This is a genomic window from Sphingobacterium sp. Mn56C (assembly GCF_049319645.1).
Classification (GTDB): domain Bacteria; phylum Bacteroidota; class Bacteroidia; order Sphingobacteriales; family Sphingobacteriaceae; genus Sphingobacterium.
The window spans coordinates 15491-34382 of sequence record NZ_JBMOUC010000003.1 but is presented as its reverse complement, the minus strand read 5'-3'; the positions used below and the strand labels follow the sequence as shown (position 1 = coordinate 34382).

Sequence of the window (18892 nt, the reverse complement as noted above, 5' to 3'; positions counted from 1 at the left end):
ACGATATTAAATTTGTACAAAACTATCTAATTTTTGATGAATCCTTTAGTTCATTTTGTTAAAAAAGGTTAATCTGTTGTTATATAGATTGTTATGTGAGTTGAAAATATAAAATAGCAACAATAATGATAAGGTACAAACCCTCATATAACCATTTCGATTTGGCATAGGTAAAATAATAAGCCAAATAGATTGCCAATGGTGGGGCACAAAGTAAAAAGTGATTGATTGTAATATGCTCATTCAAGTAAAAAGAAGCGAAAATTAACGCTACCATATAGAAGAGCAACTGAAACGATTTTCGTATCTGAACAATGCTTCGAAAATAATGCTCGCGAAGGGTTATCAGAAAGAATAACAGCGCAATAGCAATCGGAATTATTACAAAATAATCGTTTACATCTACGGATAAAGAGGTTGGTAATGAATTAGCGAAAGGCGAGAATATGGCCTTAAATTCTTCAAAACGATCAAACCAGAAATAGACGACGCCCATTAAAAAATAAATCGTAGAAAAGCCCAGTAAAGGTGTTACCCACTCACGCCATAAAAAAGGGCGGAAAATAATGAGCGCTATCCACAACAAGATGAGCATGACCATAAACGGAAAATAAATAAAGCTGCCCAGCGCAACAATCATTCCCAGGTCGAACATAAGCCCTTTGACATCGGGCTGTTTGTAAATATTAAATAGCTTGCCCAACATTAAGATGGTAATAAAATTGCATATTAATGTTGGGGACAGGATTAGAAAGGGTAAAAATAAACTTACCAAGGTCATAAACATCAAGGCTACCAGGAAGTTTGGCTTGGTGAAAAAGTTAAAATGGTTGATAACTTTATTTAATAGAAAAGCCTGCAATAAGGTAAGGACCAGTGTGGTCATTAGATTATTTAACGGGCTTAACCCAAAGCCTATTTTTATGCCCAGCAAATTGTTTACGGCAGGTTCGAAAATTAAGGGATCAATATGGTCGGGTAAATGAAAAAGAGCACCCAAACATAAAAATGTACCTATGATACTAACCAGTAAAATATTAACAGGAGTAAATTTTCTAAGCTGATTGATAATCATAGTGATTCCTTAATACCGCAGCGCAGGTTATTTTATTTGTTTTCTAATTTTTTAATTCTTCTATCTATAGAAAATAAGTATAGGAAAAGACCAACCATTATGGTTAATAATACCAATACTACTACCCAGATTTTACCCGAACTGCGTAAACCGGTAGCCATCTCTATGCTGTTATCTGCTTGTGCGAAAGCCGATATACCCGATACTAGTGTAATTAAAATCGATAAAATTATTTTTTTCATGATACGTGTTAATCTTCAAATTGATTTGATTTGTTTTCCAAAATGCGTAAACGATACCTTAAAGTGCAAATCCAAGTACCTGTAAGAATCCAGCCAATGACTGCAGTATAAAATACCGGACGCATGTAATGATCCATATCTAAGTCGCCAAAGGTAGAGTTTCCACCATTTCCCGGGTGTAAAGAATCGGTAAGTTTGGGAAGGATATAGAGCAAAACAATCATTATCGGAAAAGCAAAAATATTATAAACAGCAGATATTTTAGCCCGCTTTTGCTCTTCTTCCAATGCGTTTCTTAAAACAAGATACGCCAAATACATCAGCGTAGCAATAGCCGATCCATTCAGCTTAGGGTCATTTGGCCAGGGGTCTCCCCAGGTTATATTTGCCCACTGCATGCCCGTTAGTAAACCTAAAAAACAAAATATAATACCTACGTTTACAGCTTCTACAGCCATAATATCATGTTCCGCCTTTCCGCTACCCAAATATTTCACGCTATAAATAACAGATATAAGGTACAATATCAACATGGCAAACCACATCGGGACATGGAAATACACATTACGGATAGTTTCGTGTAAAATAGGTAACTCAGGAACTGGCCCCATAAATCCGGCAATAACAGATGCACAGATAAAGCACATTGCTAATACTTTCCACCAATTTTTTCTCATTGTAAATGAAGTAATTTTAATCCCTCCAAAGGTAAGGAAATAACAATAAAGAAATGGTCATTGTTATTACATTAATTGCTATTAAAACAAGGATTTCTTTTGTGCTGCTGGCCGTTTCCATGCCCATCAATGCCTTTTTGGAAAGCTCGATTAATAAGATTAGAATGGGAATAATAATAGGGAATGCCAAGATAGCCATTATGGTGCTATTATTTCCAGTTTTAGCACTAATGCCAGATACCATTGTAAATACCGTAGCAAAGCTGCTGCCACCAAGAATCACGGCTACCAAATACAAAGCAGGCTCGGCAACGGTCATTTTAAAGATAATGGCATATACAAAATAAGCAATAAGCGCTAAAAATAACATCAGCAGCAGATTGTAGATAATTTTGGATAGAATAATAGCCTTAGGGCTCGCAATCGTATAATAATACAATTGCCGGTACTGACTCTCTTGAACAAAAGATCGGCTTATTGCCGTAATGGAGGCGAACAGCAGAATTATCCAAAATAAAGCATTCCAAACGGCAGGGGATTCAATAGATTTAAAGGCTTGGTAGCACACGAACACCGTGGATACTACATAGAGTAAAATGCTGTTTATAGCGTGTTTAGAACGCCATTCTAAGCGAATATCTTTGTGGACTAAAGTCTTTATCTGATTCAATAAACTCATCTGTCCACAAAGATACATATTTTGCTATCTTGTTAAGCAAGATAACCGAGGTATTACGCTTTGTTAACTTCCGATTTGGCATCATCGGCTAGATCACCTGCTTTATTTGCGAATTTATGTGCTGTATCTGAAGCTTTGCTGGCTAAGTCAGAAGCTTTGTCCGAAGCCTTATTGGCCAAGTCGGCGGCCTTATCCGAAGCCTTGTCTAAAGCCTGTTTGCCTGCATCTTTAGCTTTAGCTTTAAAGTTTTCTAAATCTTCTTTAGCACTTTTAGCAAGTTTAGCTGCTTTTTTGGCTTCCTTTTTTGATAAATCTTTTATGGATTTAGTTAAATCTTTAATACCACAATTGGCCTTATCTAATGTTTTTTTCCCATCTTCAGTTGCCAATAAGTAATAAGCAGCGGCGCCAGCGGCTAATCCTAATAAAGCAAATGCAAATAATCCTTTTCTACTTTTCATAACGTTAATTCCTTAATAAGTTTCTAAATGTTTTACAAATTGTTGTCTAATAGAAACAAGCATTGTTCCAAAAAGTTTTTGTAAAAAGGGATTAACTAAAATTTAACGTTCTATTTTTTGTGCTGTTTGTAGCGTGAACAAGTGGTGGTATAATCCAGATCCTTTGGAAATTAACTCGATATGATTGCCAAAGTCGGCAACCTGTCCATGCTCGATAACAAGTATACTATCCGCATTTTTAATTGTCGACAGACGGTGAGCAATAATTATGGAAGTCCTGTTCTTCATTAATTCTTCCAAGGCCTCTTGTACCAGACGTTCCGACTCCGAGTCTAGCGACGATGTAGCCTCATCCAAAATTAAAATAGCAGGATCTTTTAGTAAGGCACGAGCAATCGCTATACGCTGCCTTTGTCCGCCAGAGAGTTTAACGCCCCTTTCGCCCACCACCGTATCGTAGCCATCCGGAAAGCCCATAATAAAGTCGTGCGCATTCGCTCTTTTTGCCGCCTCAATAATGCTTTCGGCGCCAGCATCCAGTTTGCCGTAATTGATATTTTCGCGTATAGTGCCACCAAAGAGCAATACATCTTGCGGAACAATAGCGACTTGATTTCTGATATCCGTTAATGAAAAAGAGCTAGAGGGTACATCATCGTACAAGATTTCTCCGTTCACAGGTTTATAAAATTGAAGGATAAGCGATGCAATGGTCGATTTTCCGGCACCACTCGGCCCTACAATGGCAATTTTCTGGCCAGCTTCCGCCGTGAAAGATATGTCTTTTAAAATTTTAATATCAGCGCGTGAAGGATAAGCAAATTCAATGTTTTTAAACGTTAACTTTCCGATAATCGACTTTTTAATGGTCTTATCCTCTTCTGTGACCTGAATTTCTTCGGTTGTTTCATGCAAAATTTCTATAACCCGCTCACTCGCACCCAAAGCACGTTGAATATTGGCATACAGCTCGGGAAAACTACCCATAGAACCCGCCACAAACATGGAATATAAAATATAGGTAGTCAGGTCTCCAACGGTAATTTCACCTACCGATACCAGGGAAGCGCCATACCAGATCACAGCTATTACAGCACCAAAAATGCAGAATATAATAAAGGAAGCAAATATTCCTCTGTAGGTGGCGCCTTTAACAGCCAGACGCACAACGTTATCTAATTTTTTGCTATAGCGCTGCGCCTCATAGTACTCGTTGACGAAGGCTTTGACATTGGTAATTCCCAGTAAAGTTTCCTGCACAATGCTATTCGAATCGGCCAGCTGATCTTGCGTCTGTCGGGAAAGATTGCGTATAAAACGCCCGAAAAATATAGCCGTAACAACAAGTATAGGTAATATACACAAGTTCATTAAAGCTAATTTTGGCGATACAATGATTAATAACAGCACCCCTAACACCAAACTAATCCCCTGTCTAATAATTTCGGCCAAGGTGGTGGTTAAGGTATCCTGAATTTGAGAAAGATCCGAGGAAAGGCGGCTATTTAACTCGCCGACTCTACGGTTGGCAAAGAAATCGATAGGCAGTGTTATAAGCTTTAAATACGAGTCTCGGCGTACATTCGCTACCGCTTTTTCTGCAATCTCAACAAATAGCCGAATTCGGAAAAATGACATTACCGATTGGCTGAAAAGAATAAGTAACGATATTCCTCCAATATACAGCACACTGGCAGGTAACCAAGGGTAGGTTTGTTTATCCTGTGCAGCATCGATCATGGCGCCCAAAAGTGCCGGAAAGGTGAGCATGGTTAGGCTGGAGAGAACGAGAAACACCATCCCGATAATAAATTTACCACGGTAAGGTTTTAAGTAAGAAAAAATCTGAAGGGCCTTCTTTAGAAGTTCTTTATTCAGCTTGGGTTTGGGTAAATCATCTGTATGCGAATCGCTACTATTCAATCTCGGTCTAGCCATTATTTGTAACCTTAATCACTATATGTTAAACCACAAAGGTAATAATATATACCTGTTGGCTTATCAAACTTTCGTCACTTTTTGCGATTTAAAGCGGTTTTCTGTCTAAATTTTAGGGCTAGCTGAATTCGATAATAATCGTTTCATCGGGGTATAACCCTAACAAGTTACTGGCATTGCCTTTGTTAATGGCGATCTCGAGGTAGTTGCTGATGCCAAAAAGGCATAATTTCTCGCCTTCCGAAACCTCATTATAGTGCCAGCTCATCTTATTAATGGTTTCGTTGCGCTTAAAATGTAGCGTAAAATCTCTTCCTTTCTGTACTTGGTTGAAGAGCTCCTTGCTAATGTTGCTAATTACATTACCAAAGGAGTCGATATACGACACATGCCCCTTGATAATATTTTTTTCAATAATAGGTAGTAGCGTTACCTTTTGTAAGGGAGCTTCAATTTTTGAGCCTAAATCTTCAATTCTGCTGCCCTTCGCAATATGGCAGGCAGCCTTAACTAAGATGTCGGCTAATGGAAAATGTAGGAATCGTAAATCTTGTGTTATTTCTATTTCATGCAACGCTTCCGCCTGTTTCTCGCCTAAAATAATGCTGAAGATGCCATTGTCGGCACCCACGAAATAGTGGCCATTAAATTTCATGGCGATATATCTTGAGCCCTCCTGAAATACCGTGTCTATTCCGATAAGGTGTACTGTTTCTTTGGGGAAATAATGGTAAGCATTTTGCAGAATAAAAGCTGCATTTTGAATGTTAAACGACGGGATTTCGTGCGAAATATCAATTACACGCACCTCTGGAAGTAAAGATAATATACTTCCCTTAAGTGCGGCCTGATAAAAATCACGATAGCCCAAGTCTGTTGTTAATGTTATTACTCCCATACTGACAGCTCGTTGAATTGAAAACGTGCTTATAACGATGTTTACATTTTATGCAAAAAGGCAAAGTTAACAAAACTCATTAGCAAAAAGGTTTTCTAATACGTTTTTCATGAATATTTTTTGGAATTCGCTAGGGTGATTATTTTAGTTTGTATTTTTGGTTTAAAATTGTTGGTAAAGGATAGTTTTAAGCCTTGTAAGTCAAAAATCTTATTTATATTTAACGGAGATATTTACCATTTAAAATTTACAATTTGAGCGAATTGATCATTAATCTGGATAGTGTAAACTTGGTTTCCCTTTGGGGGGCGCAGAATGAGAACTATGAAGCCGTAAAGAAGAGATTTCCAAAATTACGCTTAATAGCCCGAGGTACGGAATTGAAAGTTTTAGGTGAACAAGAGGAGCAGAAGTCCTTTGAACGAATATTTGAAGGTATTTTGGCTCATGTATCGAAATTTAATGCTTTGGAAGCCTTGGAGCTGGAGGAGTTGCTCGGTATCGCTACAACGGCGGGGGCAGCGGAAAAGCCGAGTGCTGAAGATGCTGCAGCTGCGAACCTGCTGAAAGGCGAGCCTATCGTATATGGCCCCAATGGATTGATCGTTCGTGCGCGTACAGCAAACCAGCGTAAAATGGTAGAAAGCATCAACAGCAATGATGTTTTATTTGCTGTTGGCCCAGCAGGAACGGGCAAGACCTATACCGCAGTAGCATTGGCGGTACGTGCCTTGCGCAATAAGGAGATAAAACGTATTATCTTAACCAGACCTGCTGTGGAGGCTGGAGAAAATTTAGGCTTTCTGCCCGGCGATTTAAAGGAAAAAGTAGACCCTTATCTACGTCCTTTGTATGATGCACTGGATGATATGATTCCTGCCGAAAAATTGAAAGGTTATTTAGAAAATAGAGTTATCGAAGTGGCACCCCTGGCTTTTATGCGGGGCCGTACGTTAGATAACTGTTTTGTGATTTTGGATGAAGCGCAGAATGCTACAGATATGCAGCTTAAGATGTTTTTAACGCGTATGGGCCCTTCGGCAAAGTTTATTGTTACAGGCGATTTAACACAAATAGACCTTCCTAAAAAGTCGCAATCTGGATTGGCTACGGCGGTAAAGATTCTGGACGGCATAAAAGGAATAAATATTGTCTATTTAAGTGGTAGCGATGTGGTGCGGCATAAGTTGGTGCGTCGAATTTTGGAAGCTTACGGAGATTTGAATAAAAATTAAATATATACAATAATATACGGTGCGTGAGCACCACCCCTACAAAAGATGAGTGCGATAAAAGAAACCAACTTTAAATTTGATAAGCAAACTGCATTTTACCGCGGTAAAGTTCGCGATGTATATACCATAGACAACCAGTATCTGGTGATGGTAGCATCGGATCGTATTTCGGCTTTTGATGTGGTTCTGCCTAGGCCTATTCCTTATAAAGGACAGGTATTAAACCAGATTGCTGAAAAATTTTTAAAAGCTACGGAAGATATTCTGCCAAACTGGGTTATTGCTGTGCCTGATCCTTCTGCCACATTAGGCCATACCTGTGAGCCATTTAAAGTGGAAATGGTTGTGCGTGGTTATTTATCGGGCCATGCGTGGCGTACGTACAAAGCGGGAGGAAGGTTATTATGTGGTGTAACCTTACCGGAAGGGCTTAAAGAAAATGATAAACTGCCGCATCCTATTATCACCCCTACAACAAAAGCCGCTGTTGGGCACGATGAGGATATTTCTAAAGCCGAGATTATAGCACAGGGTATTGTAAGTGAAGCAGATTATGAGGCATTGGAGCAGTATACGTACGCTATCTATGCTAGAGGAGTGGAGATAGCGAAAGAAAGGGGGTTAATCTTAGTGGATACCAAGTATGAGTTTGGAAAAAAAGATGGTCAGATTTATCTGATGGATGAAATTCATACACCGGATTCTTCGCGTTACTTCTATGCGGAGGGTTACGACGAGAGGCAGGAGAAGGGGGAGGCACAAAAACAATTGTCTAAAGAGTTTGTACGACAATGGTTGATTGAAAATGGATTTCAAGGTAAAGACGGGCAGGTGATACCCGAAATGACCGACGAGATTGTGCGCTCTATTTCCGAACGTTATATTGAGCTATTTGAACATATTACAGGCGAAAAGTTCGTCTTCCCGACGGAAGGTGAAGTATTAACACGTTTGGAGAATAATATTAACAGTGCTTTGAAAAAACTAGCATAAATTTAGAAATTTAACCTATGCGATTTACTATTGACAAACACGAGCGTTATGTGGTTATTGAACCTCTATGTGCCCATTTAGATGGCCATGCTGCCGCTTATTTAAAGGCTGAGTTTATGTTGCGTAATACCTCTGGTCAGCGTAATATCGTATTGGACTTTTCTAATATTGAAAAGATAGATGAGGAGGGTATACGCATGGGCTTGTTAGCGCATCGTTTATGCCATGCCGCAGGGGGGATGTTTATTGTAACACATTTAAATGCGGAGTTGTTACAATGGATAAAACTTGCCCAGCTGGATACTTATTTTGTTATTGTGAAAGGTATCCCCGAAGCAGAAGACCTTATCTTTGGCCATGAACTTCAACATGATTTAAGAGGGGATTTATAGTGCATGAAATTTGAGGTTTTAATTTTAGGAAACAGCTCCGCAACACCAATGTATGAGCGACACCCGACGGCTCAAATTGTTAATTTTAACGAGCAGCTATTTCTGATTGATTGTGGTGAAGGTACACAGATGCAATTGCATCGCTACGGCATAAAAAGTAATAAGATCGCTCATATCTTTATCAGTCACTTGCATGGAGATCATTATTTAGGTTTGGTAGGCTTGTTGTCGTCGATGAATCTGCATGGTCGAAAATCTGATCTCCATCTTTATGGGCCTGCACCTTTAATTGATATCTTGAATATACAGTTTAAATATTCGGATACACAGCTGCGCTATAACCTATTTTTCCATGCCACCAACCCTGAGGTGGAAACGGTGCTTTTACAATCGGCCATGTTGAAGGTAAGCTCCTTTCCTTTGCTGCACCGGGTGCCGACAACAGGCTTTCGTTTCGACGAAGGTAAACGTGCAGCAACACTGATAAAAGAACGTATTGAAGAATTTAAGGTGCCGACCGTTTTTTTACCTCAGCTAAAACGGGGTATAGACTGTGAAGGATTGCAAGGTCAGCAGTATCGGGCTTCGGAGTTGACACTTCCAGCACCGGCATCCCGAAGTTATGCCTTCTGCTCCGATACTCGGGCTTTTGCTGCCTATATAAACAGTATTCAGCAGGTCGATCTGTTGTATCATGAGACTACCTTTCAGCATGATATGGTAGACCGTGCTCAGGAAACCTTCCACAGTACAAGTTTGGAGGCCGCGCAGGTTGCTAAACAAGTGGAGGCAAAGAAATTGTTAATGGGCCATTATTCCGCTCGCTATAAGGATTTAACCCCCCTCTTGGAGGAGGCTAGGTCCGAATTTGCAAATGCAGCGCTATCCATGGAGGGTAATTGGTATAAAGTTTAGACATTCTGTAGATTTTTTGCCATATTTACGGCTCATTACTAACAGACAAAAATTATGTCTTTCAACTTAAATGCTTTATTAAGGGACAATATCAAGAAACTTGTTCCTTACTCTTCCGCGCGGGATGAATTTAAAGGAGAAGCCTCCGTACTTCTTGACGCCAACGAAAACGCTTTTGGCTCACCGCTTTCCCATTCCTACAACCGCTACCCTGATCCATTACAACATCAACTCAAAGAAAAGTTAGCTCAAATAAAGGGTGTACCTGCAGAAAATATCTTTTTAGGAAATGGTAGTGATGAAGCCATAGATCTATTATACCGGGCATTTTGTAAACCGGGGGTAGATAACGTTATTATTGTTCCTCCCACGTATGGTATGTATGAGGTGTCGGCAAATATTAATGATGTTGAAGTGCGGAAAGTGAATCTTACCAGCTCCTACCAACTAAATCTGGATGGTATTGCTGAAGCCATTGATGCGCATACGAAACTGCTATTTATCTGTTCACCAAACAATCCTACAGGCAACAGCATTAACCGTAAGGATATCGAAACTATCCTTGTTAATTTTAATGGTATTGTCGTTATCGACGAAGCTTACATTAACTTCGCTAAGCAGCAGTCTTTCACGAAAGACCTTGCGGAGTTCCCGAACCTTGTGCTATTACAAACGCTATCAAAAGCTTGGGGCTTAGCGGCTTTACGCTTGGGTATGGCTTATGGAAGCACAGATATTATACGTATTTTTAATAAAATAAAACCGCCCTATAACATTAATCAGGCTACTCAGGATCTGGTGCTTGAGGCATTAAATAATGTAGAACAAGTAAATGCGTGGATTAAAAATACCGTAAATGAAAGAGACCTGTTGGCGCAGGCTTTGGCTACGATACCGCAAGTTGAACACATCACTCCTTCCGATGCGAATTTTATTTTGGTGAAGTTGAGCGAACCAAGGGAGCTCTATACCTTCCTGGTAAATCAAGGAATTATTGTCCGCGACAGATCTAAGGTCGAGCTTTGTGAGGGGTGCCTTCGTGTTACGGTGGGTACAAATACGGAAAATACAAAACTACTAGCTGCTATACAGCAATTTTATATCTAACTAACGAAATGGAAGAATTAATAAAGCCTGTGCTATTTATTGATAGAGATGGGACCATGATTTTAGAGCCTGAAGATGAACAGATTGATTCTTTTTCCAAGCTTAAGTTTTACCCGGGAGCATTGCAGTATCTTCCTCGGATTGCAAAAGAACTGGATTTTGAATTGGTATTGGTGTCCAACCAAGATGGCTTAGGGACTGCCTCCCATCCGGAGGAAAACTTTTGGCCTGTACATCATTTTATTATAGATACCTTCCGTGGCGAGGGCGTGACGTTTGCAAATGAGCATATTGATAAAACTTTCCCTCATGAAAATGCAGCTACTCGTAAACCCGGTATCGGGATGCTGGGGCAATATTTTGACGCGGCAAAGTATAACTTAGCGGCATCTTTTGTAATTGGTGACCGTGTTAACGATGTTAAATTGGCGCAAAACTTGGGCGCAAAAGCAATATGGTTGCGTAACAATGATGCGCTTGGAAAAGCCGAAAATGTGGAAATAGCGAAGGAGAGTATTGCTTTGGAAACATCGGATTGGAAGGCTATTTACGAGTTTTTGAAATTGGGTTCTCGTTCGGGTGAACATCATCGTAAGACGAATGAAACGGATATTTATATCCATTTGAACCTGGATGGATCGGGAAAAGCAAAGATCGATACAGGCTTACCTTTCTTTGATCACATGCTGGATCAGATTGCGCGCCATGGTGCTATCGACCTAACAGTTATAGCCAAGGGTGATTTACATATTGATGAACACCATACCATTGAGGATACAGGGATTGCATTGGGCGAGGTATTTTTAAAGGTGTTGGGCGATAAGAGAGGTATTGAGCGTTATGCCTATACCTTGCCAATGGACGATTGTTTAGCGCAGGTAGCCTTGGATTTCGGTGGGCGTAATTGGATAGTTTGGGACGCCGATTTTAAGCGCGAAAAAATTGGAGATATGCCTACAGAGATGTTTTTTCATTTCTTTAAGTCGTTTTCTGATGCGGCCAAAGCTAACCTTAATATAAAAGCAGAAGGCGATAATGAGCACCATAAAATTGAAGCGATATTTAAGGCTTTTGCCAAGTCAATAAAAAAGGCTGTAAAACGGGATGCTGACAATATGCAATTGCCTAGCACGAAGGGCGTATTGTAATTTAAAAGGAAAGTAGCAATGATAGGAATAGTAAATTACGGGGCAGGAAACATCTTCTCTTTGACGGCGGCCCTGGACCGCATTGGTGTCGGTTACGGTATGATCCATGTCCCCGAAGATTTTGATCAGTATGATCGTATTATTATCCCCGGGGTAGGGCATGCTGGTGCGGCAATGCAGAAGCTCCGTGATTCCGGATTGGTAGATACCATCTTGGAGTTAAAAAAACCTGTTTTGGGAATCTGTGTAGGGATGCAGCTGTTAACAGCCTTCTCGGAGGAAGGAAATGCCGCGATGTTGGCCATATTTCCGATGCATACGCTCCACTTTAGTTCCCGTGTAGACGAGAAAGTACCGCATGTGGGATGGAACAGTGTGCAGGTAGAAAATAACTGCCCATTGTTTACGAATATTCCTGATAATACGTACTTTTACTTTGTTCACTCCTTTTTTGTAGCGCATAATGCCTCGTTTTCTGGCGCTGTTTGTCACTATGGATTACCCTTCTCTGTTGCTGTTCAAAAAGATAATTTTTACGGTGTACAGTTTCATCCTGAAAAATCAGGTAAGCTGGGGGAGCAGTTGTTATTAAATTTTTCAAAATTGTAATTAAAAATATTATGTATATCATACCCGCAATCGATGTTTTAGATAAAAAAGTTGTTCGTTTAAGAGAAGGTTCTTATTCGGATGTTACCGTCTATGATATTTCTTTGGAAGAACAGATTGAACGTTACCGTGCCAATGGAACTGACTTGGTGCACATTATTGACTTGAATGGTGCTAAAGGTGATTTCTCTAATCAATCGTATCTTTTCGATATCGTACAACGTACCGATATGAAAGTGCAATATGGTGGCGGTGTACGTAGCATTGAGAAGGTGAAAGAGCTTATCGATGCTGGGGTGTACCGCGTTATTGTAGGTACACAGGCTATTACAAACCCATCTTTTTTAGAGGAGCTTAGCGTTTTAAATGAAGGACGTATTAAATATGCCGATCATATTGTTATTGCAATCGACGTTTTAGATGAGGTTATTAAATACTCCGGTTGGCTGGAAAGTTCCCCAATTAAATTGGTGGAATATATCGATAAGTGTCTGGCTATGGGTTTCTACCGCTTCTTGTGTACCGACATCAGCAAAGATGGTAAATTGGGCGGTGCTGGAGTAGAGTTGTATAAGAAATTATTAGACCACTCGCCAATTATTAAATTAATCGGTTCTGGGGGTATTAGTTCTATGGAGGATATTGAAGCGCTAAACGATTTAGGTCGTATCGAGTCTTGTGTTGTCGGTAAAGCTATCTACGAAAACAAAATATCGATCGAAGAAATTAAAGCGTGGAATTTAAAGTCGTTAATTAAATTTTAGCCATGTTAGCGAAGCGCATTATCCCTTGTTTGGATGTTAAGGATGGCCGTACGGTAAAGGGGGTGAACTTTGTTGATCTCCGCGATGCTGGTGATCCTGTAGAGCTGGCCTGGCAGTATTCGCAGCAAGGGGCTGATGAATTGGTGTTTTTAGATATCACAGCAACGCACGAAAAGCGTAAAACAACTATCGAGCTGGTGAAAGCCGTGGCCAGGCAGGTAAATATTCCGTTCACTATTGGTGGTGGTATTAATTCGCTGGCGGATGCGGAAGTTTTGCTGAATAGCGGTGCGGATAAGATATCCATTAACTCTGCTGCAGTACGTAACCCGCAGTTAATTGATGATTTAGCCAAAAGTTTCGGAACACAGTTTGTTGTTATCGCTGTAGATACTAGATTTGTAGACGGTAAAAACTATGTGCACCTGCGGGGCGGTAGGGATAAGACGGATATTCCAACAGAATCGTGGATTAAAGAGGCTGAAAGTAGAGGCGCTGGCGAGATATTGTTGACATCAATGGATCACGACGGCACCAAAAATGGTTTCGATAATACCTTGCTGAAGAAGATTAACGATACCCTTCATATCCCGTTGATCGCTTCTGGTGGCGCCGGGAATCAGCAGGATTTTGTGGCTGTATTTCAGTCAACGCATGTTGATGCTGCCTTGGCAGCATCGGTTTTTCATTATGGGGAGATTTTAATCCCAGACTTGAAAAATACATTACGTAATAATGGTATTGTAGTACGATAAATTTTCAATGTCCTTCTCGAAGGGTATTGTTTTATATATATTAAGATGATAGATTTTAAAAAAGGAGATGGCTTAGTTCCTGTGGTTGTTCAGGATGTACAAACATTAGAGGTGTTAATGTTGGGGTACATGAACGAGGAGGCTTGGGCGAAGACCCTGCAGGATAAAAAGGTAACTTTTTTCTCGCGCAGCAAAAATAGACTGTGGACAAAAGGAGAGGAGTCGGGTAATTTTTTACTCGTAAAGAGCTATCATATCGATTGCGATAAAGATACCCTATTGATTAAGGTTACGCCAGCCGGGCCAACCTGTCATACCGGAAGCCGGAGCTGCTTTGATACAGCCTATAATCAGAATTTTATCCTCGCCTTGGAGGGTATTATCGATCAGCGTTATACCTTTCCAACAGCAGACTCTTATGTGAACAAACTGCATGAGAAGGGCTTGAATAAGGTGGCACAAAAGGTGGGCGAAGAAGCCGTAGAAACCGTTATTGCGGCTTTAGCAGAAACAGAGTTTGACTTTATTAATGAAACATCGGATTTATTTTTTCACTTATTAGTTCTTTTAAGGGAAAAAGGAGTTACGCTGGAACAGATTGCACAAAACCTGGCCAGCAGACATCGCTAGAAATTGAGGTAGGGGATAGGCGAAGGCGAAGTATCCCTAATTTTAAGCTATAACAGGAAAACAAAAGCAGCATTGATTACTTTATTACAAACTTTAAACGGACATCAAAACCCGGTATATACCTTAGAAATGGATATCCCTAAGCAGCTGTTATATTCAGCGGGTAATGATAAGGGGGTGGTAGAATGGGATTTACAAACTTTGGCTTTTAAAAGGGTGTTATGCGCTGTGCCGAGTTCAGTATATGCCTTGCATCAAATTCCAGGTACATCCTACTTAGCCGTAGGTATGCGTTCGGGGGATCTATTTGTTGTTGATACCCACAGCCAAACCTTAAAAGCAAAGCTGAAGATAGAATCCGGTTCGATTTTCTGTATCCGTTCCTTGGTAGGGAAACAGGAGCTGGTTGTTATTGGCGAATCTGGTAAGGCTTATGTGTATCGATTAACAGATTTTCAACTGTTGTATACCTTCCAAATCTCGGATACCACAATCCGAAGTATAGCCGTTTACGCTGATGAAAGTGCGCTTGCTTTTGGCGATAAAAATGGGGTTATTTATTTGATTTCCGCAGTCGACTATCAGCTTATAGCAAAAGCTAAGATACACGATATGTCTATTACAAGCTTATGCTTTGTCGGCAAAAGTTTGTATAGCGGTGGGCGCGATGCCAAGATGTATAAATTAGATTACCCTTCCTTGGAGGTGGCTCTAGAAATTACACCGCATCTCTTTACGGTGTATAGCATTTTACCTTTACATAAAAATGGTTTTATCTCTACGGTGAGTAGAGATAAAACCATTAAAATTTGGAATTCCGATCTGAAGTTGCAAAAAAATATCTCGCGTGATAAAGGTATAGCTTCTCATTTTTTATCCATCAATAGCCAAGCATATCACCCTGAACTGGGTTTATTAGCTACTGCTGGTGATGATAAAGCCATTCATATTTGGCAAATAAGCTTAACGTAATGTAAGGCTATTATCTTCAATCATTGCATTTATTTCGATAAGGTATTTTTTGTCTACCTCGTCAAAACTGTCGAGCTCGCTGCTGTCTACATCCAGCACACCGATAAGGGTATGGTTACGATATAGGGGAACCACAATTTCCGATTTAGAAAGCGCACTGCAGGCTATATGTCCTGGAAATGCATCTACGTCGGGCACAATAATGGTTTCATTATTTGCCCATGCTGTACCACATACCCCACGGTTGTAGGCTATACGTGTGCAAGCGACAGGTCCCTGAAATGGGCCTAACACCAACTGGTTATCATCGATTAGATAATAGCCTACCCAAAAAAAATTAAACTGCTGCTTTAATGCAGCAGCAATATTTGCAAGGTTTGCAATTAAATTAGACTCCCCTTGTAGTAATCCCTTTATTTGTGGTAGTAAACTTTGGTATTGTTCCACTTTACTACCCGATTGTATCGTTAAATCCTCTGCCATTGTAGCCCGTAATTTTTAAAGTTTTTTTAATGCTGCTTTAATTAAGTCTTCCACAGTTGCATTACCCTCCTGAGCAATGAGTGCCGTTAATACCTTTTCTACTGTATTTTTTTGGAAACCCAACATCACCAATGCCGACAAAGCTTCCTCTGGAACAGATTGCTTTGCCACCGGTAACGGAAGTAAGGCATTGTCGCCTTGTTTTTTAAGTTTATCCTGAAGTTCCAAAATTACACGCTGTGCTGTTTTAGGGCCTATACCTTTTATTTTTTGTATAATCGCTACCTGTCCGTTTACAATGGCTGCATGAATTTCCTCCGGTGTTATGGATGATAGTATCATCCGTCCGGTATTAGGACCAATGCCAGACACCGATATGAGGTGATGGAAGAGGTGGCGTTCCCCTTCCGTAGAAAACCCATACAGCGTATGCGCATCTTCCCGAACCTGAAAGGATATAAATAGTTTACAGTTCTCCTGATCTTTAATTTGCGAAAAGGTAGTTAATGAGATATGAACAAAGTAGCCAATGCCCCCCACCTCGATAACAACGTGGGTAGGGGCTTTGAATACTAACTTGCCATTAAAATAATCGTACATGATTAATGGTTTAGGGTATTAACGAGTTTGTGCATCGACTACAGCAATGGTTACCATATTCACAATTTCGCGAACAGAGCTATCTAATTGCAATACGTGTACAGGTTTATTCATGCCTAATAAAATGGGGCCAATTGCCTCTGCATTACCTACCTCCTGCAGGAGTTTGTAGGCAATATTTCCTGACGCTAAGTCGGGGAATATCAGGGTGTTTGCCGGCTCTCCCTGCAATGTGCTGAAAGGGAAGTTGCTCGACAAAAGATCTTTGTTTAATGCAAAGTTGGCCTGTAGTTCACCATCGGCAATAATTTCGGGGTGTGTATCGTGCAAAATCTTAACCGCTTCGCGTACTTTTTCTGGCGTCTCCCCATCGGTAGAACCAAAGTTTGTATACGAAAGCATGGCAATTCTTGGTTTTATGTTAAAACCACGTACTGCGTTTTCAATGAGCACCGTAATATCGGCAAGTTCCTGCGCGGTAGGGTTGCTGTTTACGGTGGTGTCGCCAAAGAACAAAGGTCCTTTTTTTGTTAACATCACATACATACCCGCTAAGCGGCTTCCCGGTTTGGCACCGATAACCTGTAATGCCGGTTTTATCGCCGAAGCATAGTTGCGGGTAAGGCCGGAAATTAAAGTGTCGGCATCACCAAATTCTACCATACTTGCAGCATAGTAGTTTCTGTTGAGCATAAGCTTCTGTGCATCTGTTTTCGAAATACCACGGCGCTGTCTCTTTTTATAAAGATGGTCTACATATTTTTCGAATTCTTCCGTGTTTTCCTGTTGTTTGGGGTCAATAATCGTAACGTCGCCCAATTCAAAAGCAAATTCCTCGATTAAGTTGTTTATTTTCTGTTGGTTTCCTAATAAAATTGGGATAGCAATACCCTCCTCTTTAACAATCTGTGCAGCACGTAATGTTTTGGCATTATCTGCTTCGGCAAAGACCACCCTTTTAGGGTTATTTTTTGCTACAGCAGTAAGTTTACGAACAATACCGTCATCTTTACCGAGGCGTTTTTGTAATTCCTCGCTATACAGATCCCAGTCTTCTATATTTTGCCGAGCTACACCCGAAGCCACAGCGGCTTTGGCTACGGCAATAGACACCTCCGTAATTAAACGAGGGTCCATAGGCTTAGGGATAACATAATCTTTTCCGAAGCGCAAGTTGTTGGTATTGTAAGCTTGGTTAACCTCTTCAGGTACGGGCTCCTTCGCTAATCGCGCAATGGCATGTACAGCCGCAATTTTCATCTCTTCCGTTATCGCTGTTGCCCGCACATCCAAGGCCCCGCGGAAAATATAAGGGAAGCCCAATACATTGTTCACCTGATTTGGGTAATCCGATCGCCCTGTACCCATAATAACATCCGAACGGGTTGCTACAGCCAGGTCATAAGCAATCTCCGGATTAGGATTTGCCATCGCTAGTACAATAGGATTTGGAGCCATTGTATTTAGCATTTCCGGTGATAAAACATCGGCTGCCGACAAGCCGATAAATACATCGGCATCTTTTACCGCATCGGCCAGGGTATACAGGTCTAGGCTGGAAGCCCATTCTGCTTTTGTTGGATCCAGGTTATCACGATCCTTACGGATTACACCCTTACTGTCCAGCATAACGATATTTTCTTTTTTAGCTCCTACAGCCACATACATGGACGAGCAAGATATGGCAGCTGCACCTGCGCCATTTACTACAATTTTTACGGTGCTAATATCTTTACCTTGTAATTCACAAGCATTAATCAACGCTGCTCCCGAAATAATTGCCGTACCATGTTGGTCGTCGTGCATTACCGGAATATTCATTTCCGCTTTTAATCTTCTTTCGATTTCAAAACACTCTGGCGCTTTAATATCTTCCAGGTTTATACCTCCGAAAGTAGGCTCTAGCGCTTTAACAATATTTACAAATTCGTCCACATTTTTAGTGTCCAATTCAATATCGAAAACATCAATATCGGCAAATATCTTAAATAATAATCCCTTTCCCTCCATAACCGGTTTTCCTGCCTGAGCACCAATATCGCCAAGACCCAAAACTGCGGTACCATTACTGATTACCGCCACCAGGTTTCCTTTTGCGGTATACTTATAGGCATCTTCAGGGTTTTCAGCGATGGCCAAGCAGGGCTCAGCAACGCCTGGAGAATAGGCCAACGAGAGATCGCGCTGGGAGCTATAAGGTTTTGTCGGTACAACCGCAATTTTCCCCGGACGCCCCATAGCATGGTAGTTTAAGGCATCTTTTTTTCTATTTATATTACTCATATTATTTGGATATTTCTGTGTTATAAAGGTACCAAA

At 40.6% G+C, this 18892-nt stretch carries 21 protein-coding genes; 11 read left to right on the top strand and 10 right to left on the bottom strand.

Annotated elements, in window-relative coordinates; translation table 11 throughout:
- Positions 1-91: 91 nt before the first annotated feature.
- The 7 genes from ACL9RF_RS09825 to ACL9RF_RS09795 form a co-directional block, all read right to left on the bottom strand.
- On the bottom strand, positions 92-1075 hold the full coding sequence (locus ACL9RF_RS09825; RefSeq protein ID WP_422800450.1) for a DUF6427 family protein: 984 nt from the start codon (positions 1073-1075) through the stop codon (positions 92-94).
- A 32-nt stretch (positions 1076-1107) separates the two neighbouring features.
- Positions 1108-1317 (bottom strand): CcmD family protein, encoded by a 210-nt coding sequence (locus ACL9RF_RS09820; protein WP_422800449.1) that lies wholly within the window; start codon positions 1315-1317, stop codon positions 1108-1110.
- A gap of 8 nt (positions 1318-1325) precedes the next feature.
- Complete coding sequence (gene ccsA, locus ACL9RF_RS09815) at positions 1326-1994, bottom strand: cytochrome c biogenesis protein CcsA (RefSeq protein WP_422800448.1); 669 nt, start codon at positions 1992-1994, stop codon at positions 1326-1328.
- Between the two features lie 16 nt (positions 1995-2010).
- A complete protein-coding gene (locus ACL9RF_RS09810) occupies positions 2011-2673 on the bottom strand; it encodes a heme exporter protein CcmB (protein ID WP_422800447.1) in 663 nt (220 codons plus the stop codon).
- A 53-nt stretch (positions 2674-2726) separates the two neighbouring features.
- Positions 2727-3134, bottom strand: a complete 408-nt coding sequence (locus ACL9RF_RS09805) for a hypothetical protein (RefSeq protein WP_422800446.1) — start codon at positions 3132-3134, stop codon at positions 2727-2729.
- A 102-nt stretch (positions 3135-3236) separates the two neighbouring features.
- Entirely contained in the window at positions 3237-5072 is a 1836-nt protein-coding gene (locus ACL9RF_RS09800; RefSeq protein WP_422800445.1) for an ABC transporter ATP-binding protein, read from the bottom strand.
- A gap of 118 nt (positions 5073-5190) precedes the next feature.
- Complete coding sequence (locus ACL9RF_RS09795) at positions 5191-5970, bottom strand: SAM hydrolase/SAM-dependent halogenase family protein (RefSeq protein WP_422800444.1); 780 nt, start codon at positions 5968-5970, stop codon at positions 5191-5193.
- 254 nt (positions 5971-6224) lie between these two features.
- Between ACL9RF_RS09795 and ACL9RF_RS09790 the strand changes: the two genes are divergently transcribed.
- The 11 genes from ACL9RF_RS09790 to ACL9RF_RS09740 all read left to right on the top strand — a co-directional run bounded on the left by ACL9RF_RS09790 (position 6225) and on the right by ACL9RF_RS09740 (position 15490).
- Positions 6225-7205, top strand: coding sequence for a PhoH family protein (locus ACL9RF_RS09790; RefSeq protein ID WP_422800443.1), 981 nt, complete (start codon positions 6225-6227; stop codon positions 7203-7205).
- A gap of 45 nt (positions 7206-7250) precedes the next feature.
- Positions 7251-8198 carry a phosphoribosylaminoimidazolesuccinocarboxamide synthase gene (locus ACL9RF_RS09785; protein WP_422800442.1) on the top strand — a complete coding sequence of 316 codons (948 nt, stop codon included), beginning with the start codon at positions 7251-7253 and terminating at the stop codon, positions 8196-8198.
- A gap of 17 nt (positions 8199-8215) precedes the next feature.
- Positions 8216-8590, top strand: coding sequence for an STAS domain-containing protein (locus ACL9RF_RS09780; RefSeq protein WP_422800441.1), 375 nt, complete (start codon positions 8216-8218; stop codon positions 8588-8590).
- Positions 8591-8593: 3 nt separating this feature from the next.
- Positions 8594-9505 (top strand): ribonuclease Z, encoded by a 912-nt coding sequence (locus ACL9RF_RS09775; protein ID WP_422800440.1) that lies wholly within the window; start codon positions 8594-8596, stop codon positions 9503-9505.
- Between the two features lie 54 nt (positions 9506-9559).
- Positions 9560-10612: a histidinol-phosphate transaminase gene (gene hisC, locus ACL9RF_RS09770; RefSeq protein WP_422800439.1), complete on the top strand. Its 1053-nt coding sequence runs from the start codon at positions 9560-9562 to the stop codon at positions 10610-10612.
- 8 nt (positions 10613-10620) lie between these two features.
- Positions 10621-11760 (top strand): bifunctional histidinol-phosphatase/imidazoleglycerol-phosphate dehydratase HisB, encoded by a 1140-nt coding sequence (hisB, locus tag ACL9RF_RS09765; RefSeq protein WP_422800438.1) that lies wholly within the window; start codon positions 10621-10623, stop codon positions 11758-11760.
- 18 nt (positions 11761-11778) lie between these two features.
- Positions 11779-12369, top strand: coding sequence for an imidazole glycerol phosphate synthase subunit HisH (gene hisH, locus ACL9RF_RS09760; protein ID WP_422800437.1), 591 nt, complete (start codon positions 11779-11781; stop codon positions 12367-12369).
- 11 nt (positions 12370-12380) lie between these two features.
- Positions 12381-13133 (top strand): HisA/HisF-related TIM barrel protein, encoded by a 753-nt coding sequence (locus ACL9RF_RS09755; RefSeq protein ID WP_422800436.1) that lies wholly within the window; start codon positions 12381-12383, stop codon positions 13131-13133.
- 2 nt (positions 13134-13135) lie between these two features.
- Positions 13136-13888: an imidazole glycerol phosphate synthase subunit HisF gene (gene hisF / locus ACL9RF_RS09750; protein WP_422800435.1), complete on the top strand. Its 753-nt coding sequence runs from the start codon at positions 13136-13138 to the stop codon at positions 13886-13888.
- A gap of 45 nt (positions 13889-13933) precedes the next feature.
- Positions 13934-14518 carry a bifunctional phosphoribosyl-AMP cyclohydrolase/phosphoribosyl-ATP diphosphatase HisIE gene (gene hisIE, locus ACL9RF_RS09745; RefSeq protein WP_422800434.1) on the top strand — a complete coding sequence of 195 codons (585 nt, stop codon included), beginning with the start codon at positions 13934-13936 and terminating at the stop codon, positions 14516-14518.
- 72 nt (positions 14519-14590) lie between these two features.
- Positions 14591-15490 carry a WD40 repeat domain-containing protein gene (locus ACL9RF_RS09740; protein ID WP_422800433.1) on the top strand — a complete coding sequence of 300 codons (900 nt, stop codon included), beginning with the start codon at positions 14591-14593 and terminating at the stop codon, positions 15488-15490.
- Here ACL9RF_RS09740 and ACL9RF_RS09735 read toward each other — a convergent pair.
- From ACL9RF_RS09735 to ACL9RF_RS09725, 3 genes are read right to left on the bottom strand one after another with little or no spacing between them, the layout of a single operon-like run.
- A complete protein-coding gene (locus tag ACL9RF_RS09735) occupies positions 15482-15973 on the bottom strand; it encodes a GAF domain-containing protein (protein WP_422800432.1) in 492 nt (163 codons plus the stop codon). The two genes, ACL9RF_RS09740 and ACL9RF_RS09735, sit on opposite strands and share 9 nt — an antisense overlap.
- A 15-nt stretch (positions 15974-15988) precedes the next feature.
- Entirely contained in the window at positions 15989-16573 is a 585-nt protein-coding gene (ruvA, locus tag ACL9RF_RS09730; protein ID WP_422800431.1) for a Holliday junction branch migration protein RuvA, read from the bottom strand.
- Between the two features lie 18 nt (positions 16574-16591).
- Positions 16592-18856 carry an NADP-dependent malic enzyme gene (locus ACL9RF_RS09725; RefSeq protein ID WP_422800430.1) on the bottom strand — a complete coding sequence of 755 codons (2265 nt, stop codon included), beginning with the start codon at positions 18854-18856 and terminating at the stop codon, positions 16592-16594.
- Positions 18857-18892 lie beyond the last annotated feature (36 nt).

Coding starts and splice junctions, on each gene's coding strand:
- ACL9RF_RS09825 (WP_422800450.1), bottom strand. CDS start 1,075: ATGATTATCAATCAGCTTAGAAAATTTACTCCTGTTAATATTTTACTG.
- ACL9RF_RS09820 (WP_422800449.1), bottom strand. CDS start 1,317: ATGAAAAAAATAATTTTATCGATTTTAATTACACTAGTATCGGGTATA.
- ccsA (WP_422800448.1), bottom strand. CDS start 1,994: ATGAGAAAAAATTGGTGGAAAGTATTAGCAATGTGCTTTATCTGTGCA.
- ACL9RF_RS09810 (WP_422800447.1), bottom strand. CDS start 2,673: ATGAGTTTATTGAATCAGATAAAGACTTTAGTCCACAAAGATATTCGC.
- ACL9RF_RS09805 (WP_422800446.1), bottom strand. CDS start 3,134: ATGAAAAGTAGAAAAGGATTATTTGCATTTGCTTTATTAGGATTAGCC.
- ACL9RF_RS09800 (WP_422800445.1), bottom strand. CDS start 5,072: ATGGCTAGACCGAGATTGAATAGTAGCGATTCGCATACAGATGATTTA.
- ACL9RF_RS09795 (WP_422800444.1), bottom strand. CDS start 5,970: ATGGGAGTAATAACATTAACAACAGACTTGGGCTATCGTGATTTTTAT.
- ACL9RF_RS09785 (WP_422800442.1), top strand. CDS start 7,251: ATGAGTGCGATAAAAGAAACCAACTTTAAATTTGATAAGCAAACTGCA.
- ACL9RF_RS09780 (WP_422800441.1), top strand. CDS start 8,216: ATGCGATTTACTATTGACAAACACGAGCGTTATGTGGTTATTGAACCT.
- ACL9RF_RS09775 (WP_422800440.1), top strand. CDS start 8,594: ATGAAATTTGAGGTTTTAATTTTAGGAAACAGCTCCGCAACACCAATG.
- hisC (WP_422800439.1), top strand. CDS start 9,560: ATGTCTTTCAACTTAAATGCTTTATTAAGGGACAATATCAAGAAACTT.
- hisB (WP_422800438.1), top strand. CDS start 10,621: ATGGAAGAATTAATAAAGCCTGTGCTATTTATTGATAGAGATGGGACC.
- hisH (WP_422800437.1), top strand. CDS start 11,779: ATGATAGGAATAGTAAATTACGGGGCAGGAAACATCTTCTCTTTGACG.
- ACL9RF_RS09755 (WP_422800436.1), top strand. CDS start 12,381: ATGTATATCATACCCGCAATCGATGTTTTAGATAAAAAAGTTGTTCGT.
- hisF (WP_422800435.1), top strand. CDS start 13,136: ATGTTAGCGAAGCGCATTATCCCTTGTTTGGATGTTAAGGATGGCCGT.
- hisIE (WP_422800434.1), top strand. CDS start 13,934: ATGATAGATTTTAAAAAAGGAGATGGCTTAGTTCCTGTGGTTGTTCAG.
- ACL9RF_RS09735 (WP_422800432.1), bottom strand. CDS start 15,973: ATGGCAGAGGATTTAACGATACAATCGGGTAGTAAAGTGGAACAATAC.
- ruvA (WP_422800431.1), bottom strand. CDS start 16,573: ATGTACGATTATTTTAATGGCAAGTTAGTATTCAAAGCCCCTACCCAC.
- ACL9RF_RS09725 (WP_422800430.1), bottom strand. CDS start 18,856: ATGAGTAATATAAATAGAAAAAAAGATGCCTTAAACTACCATGCTATG.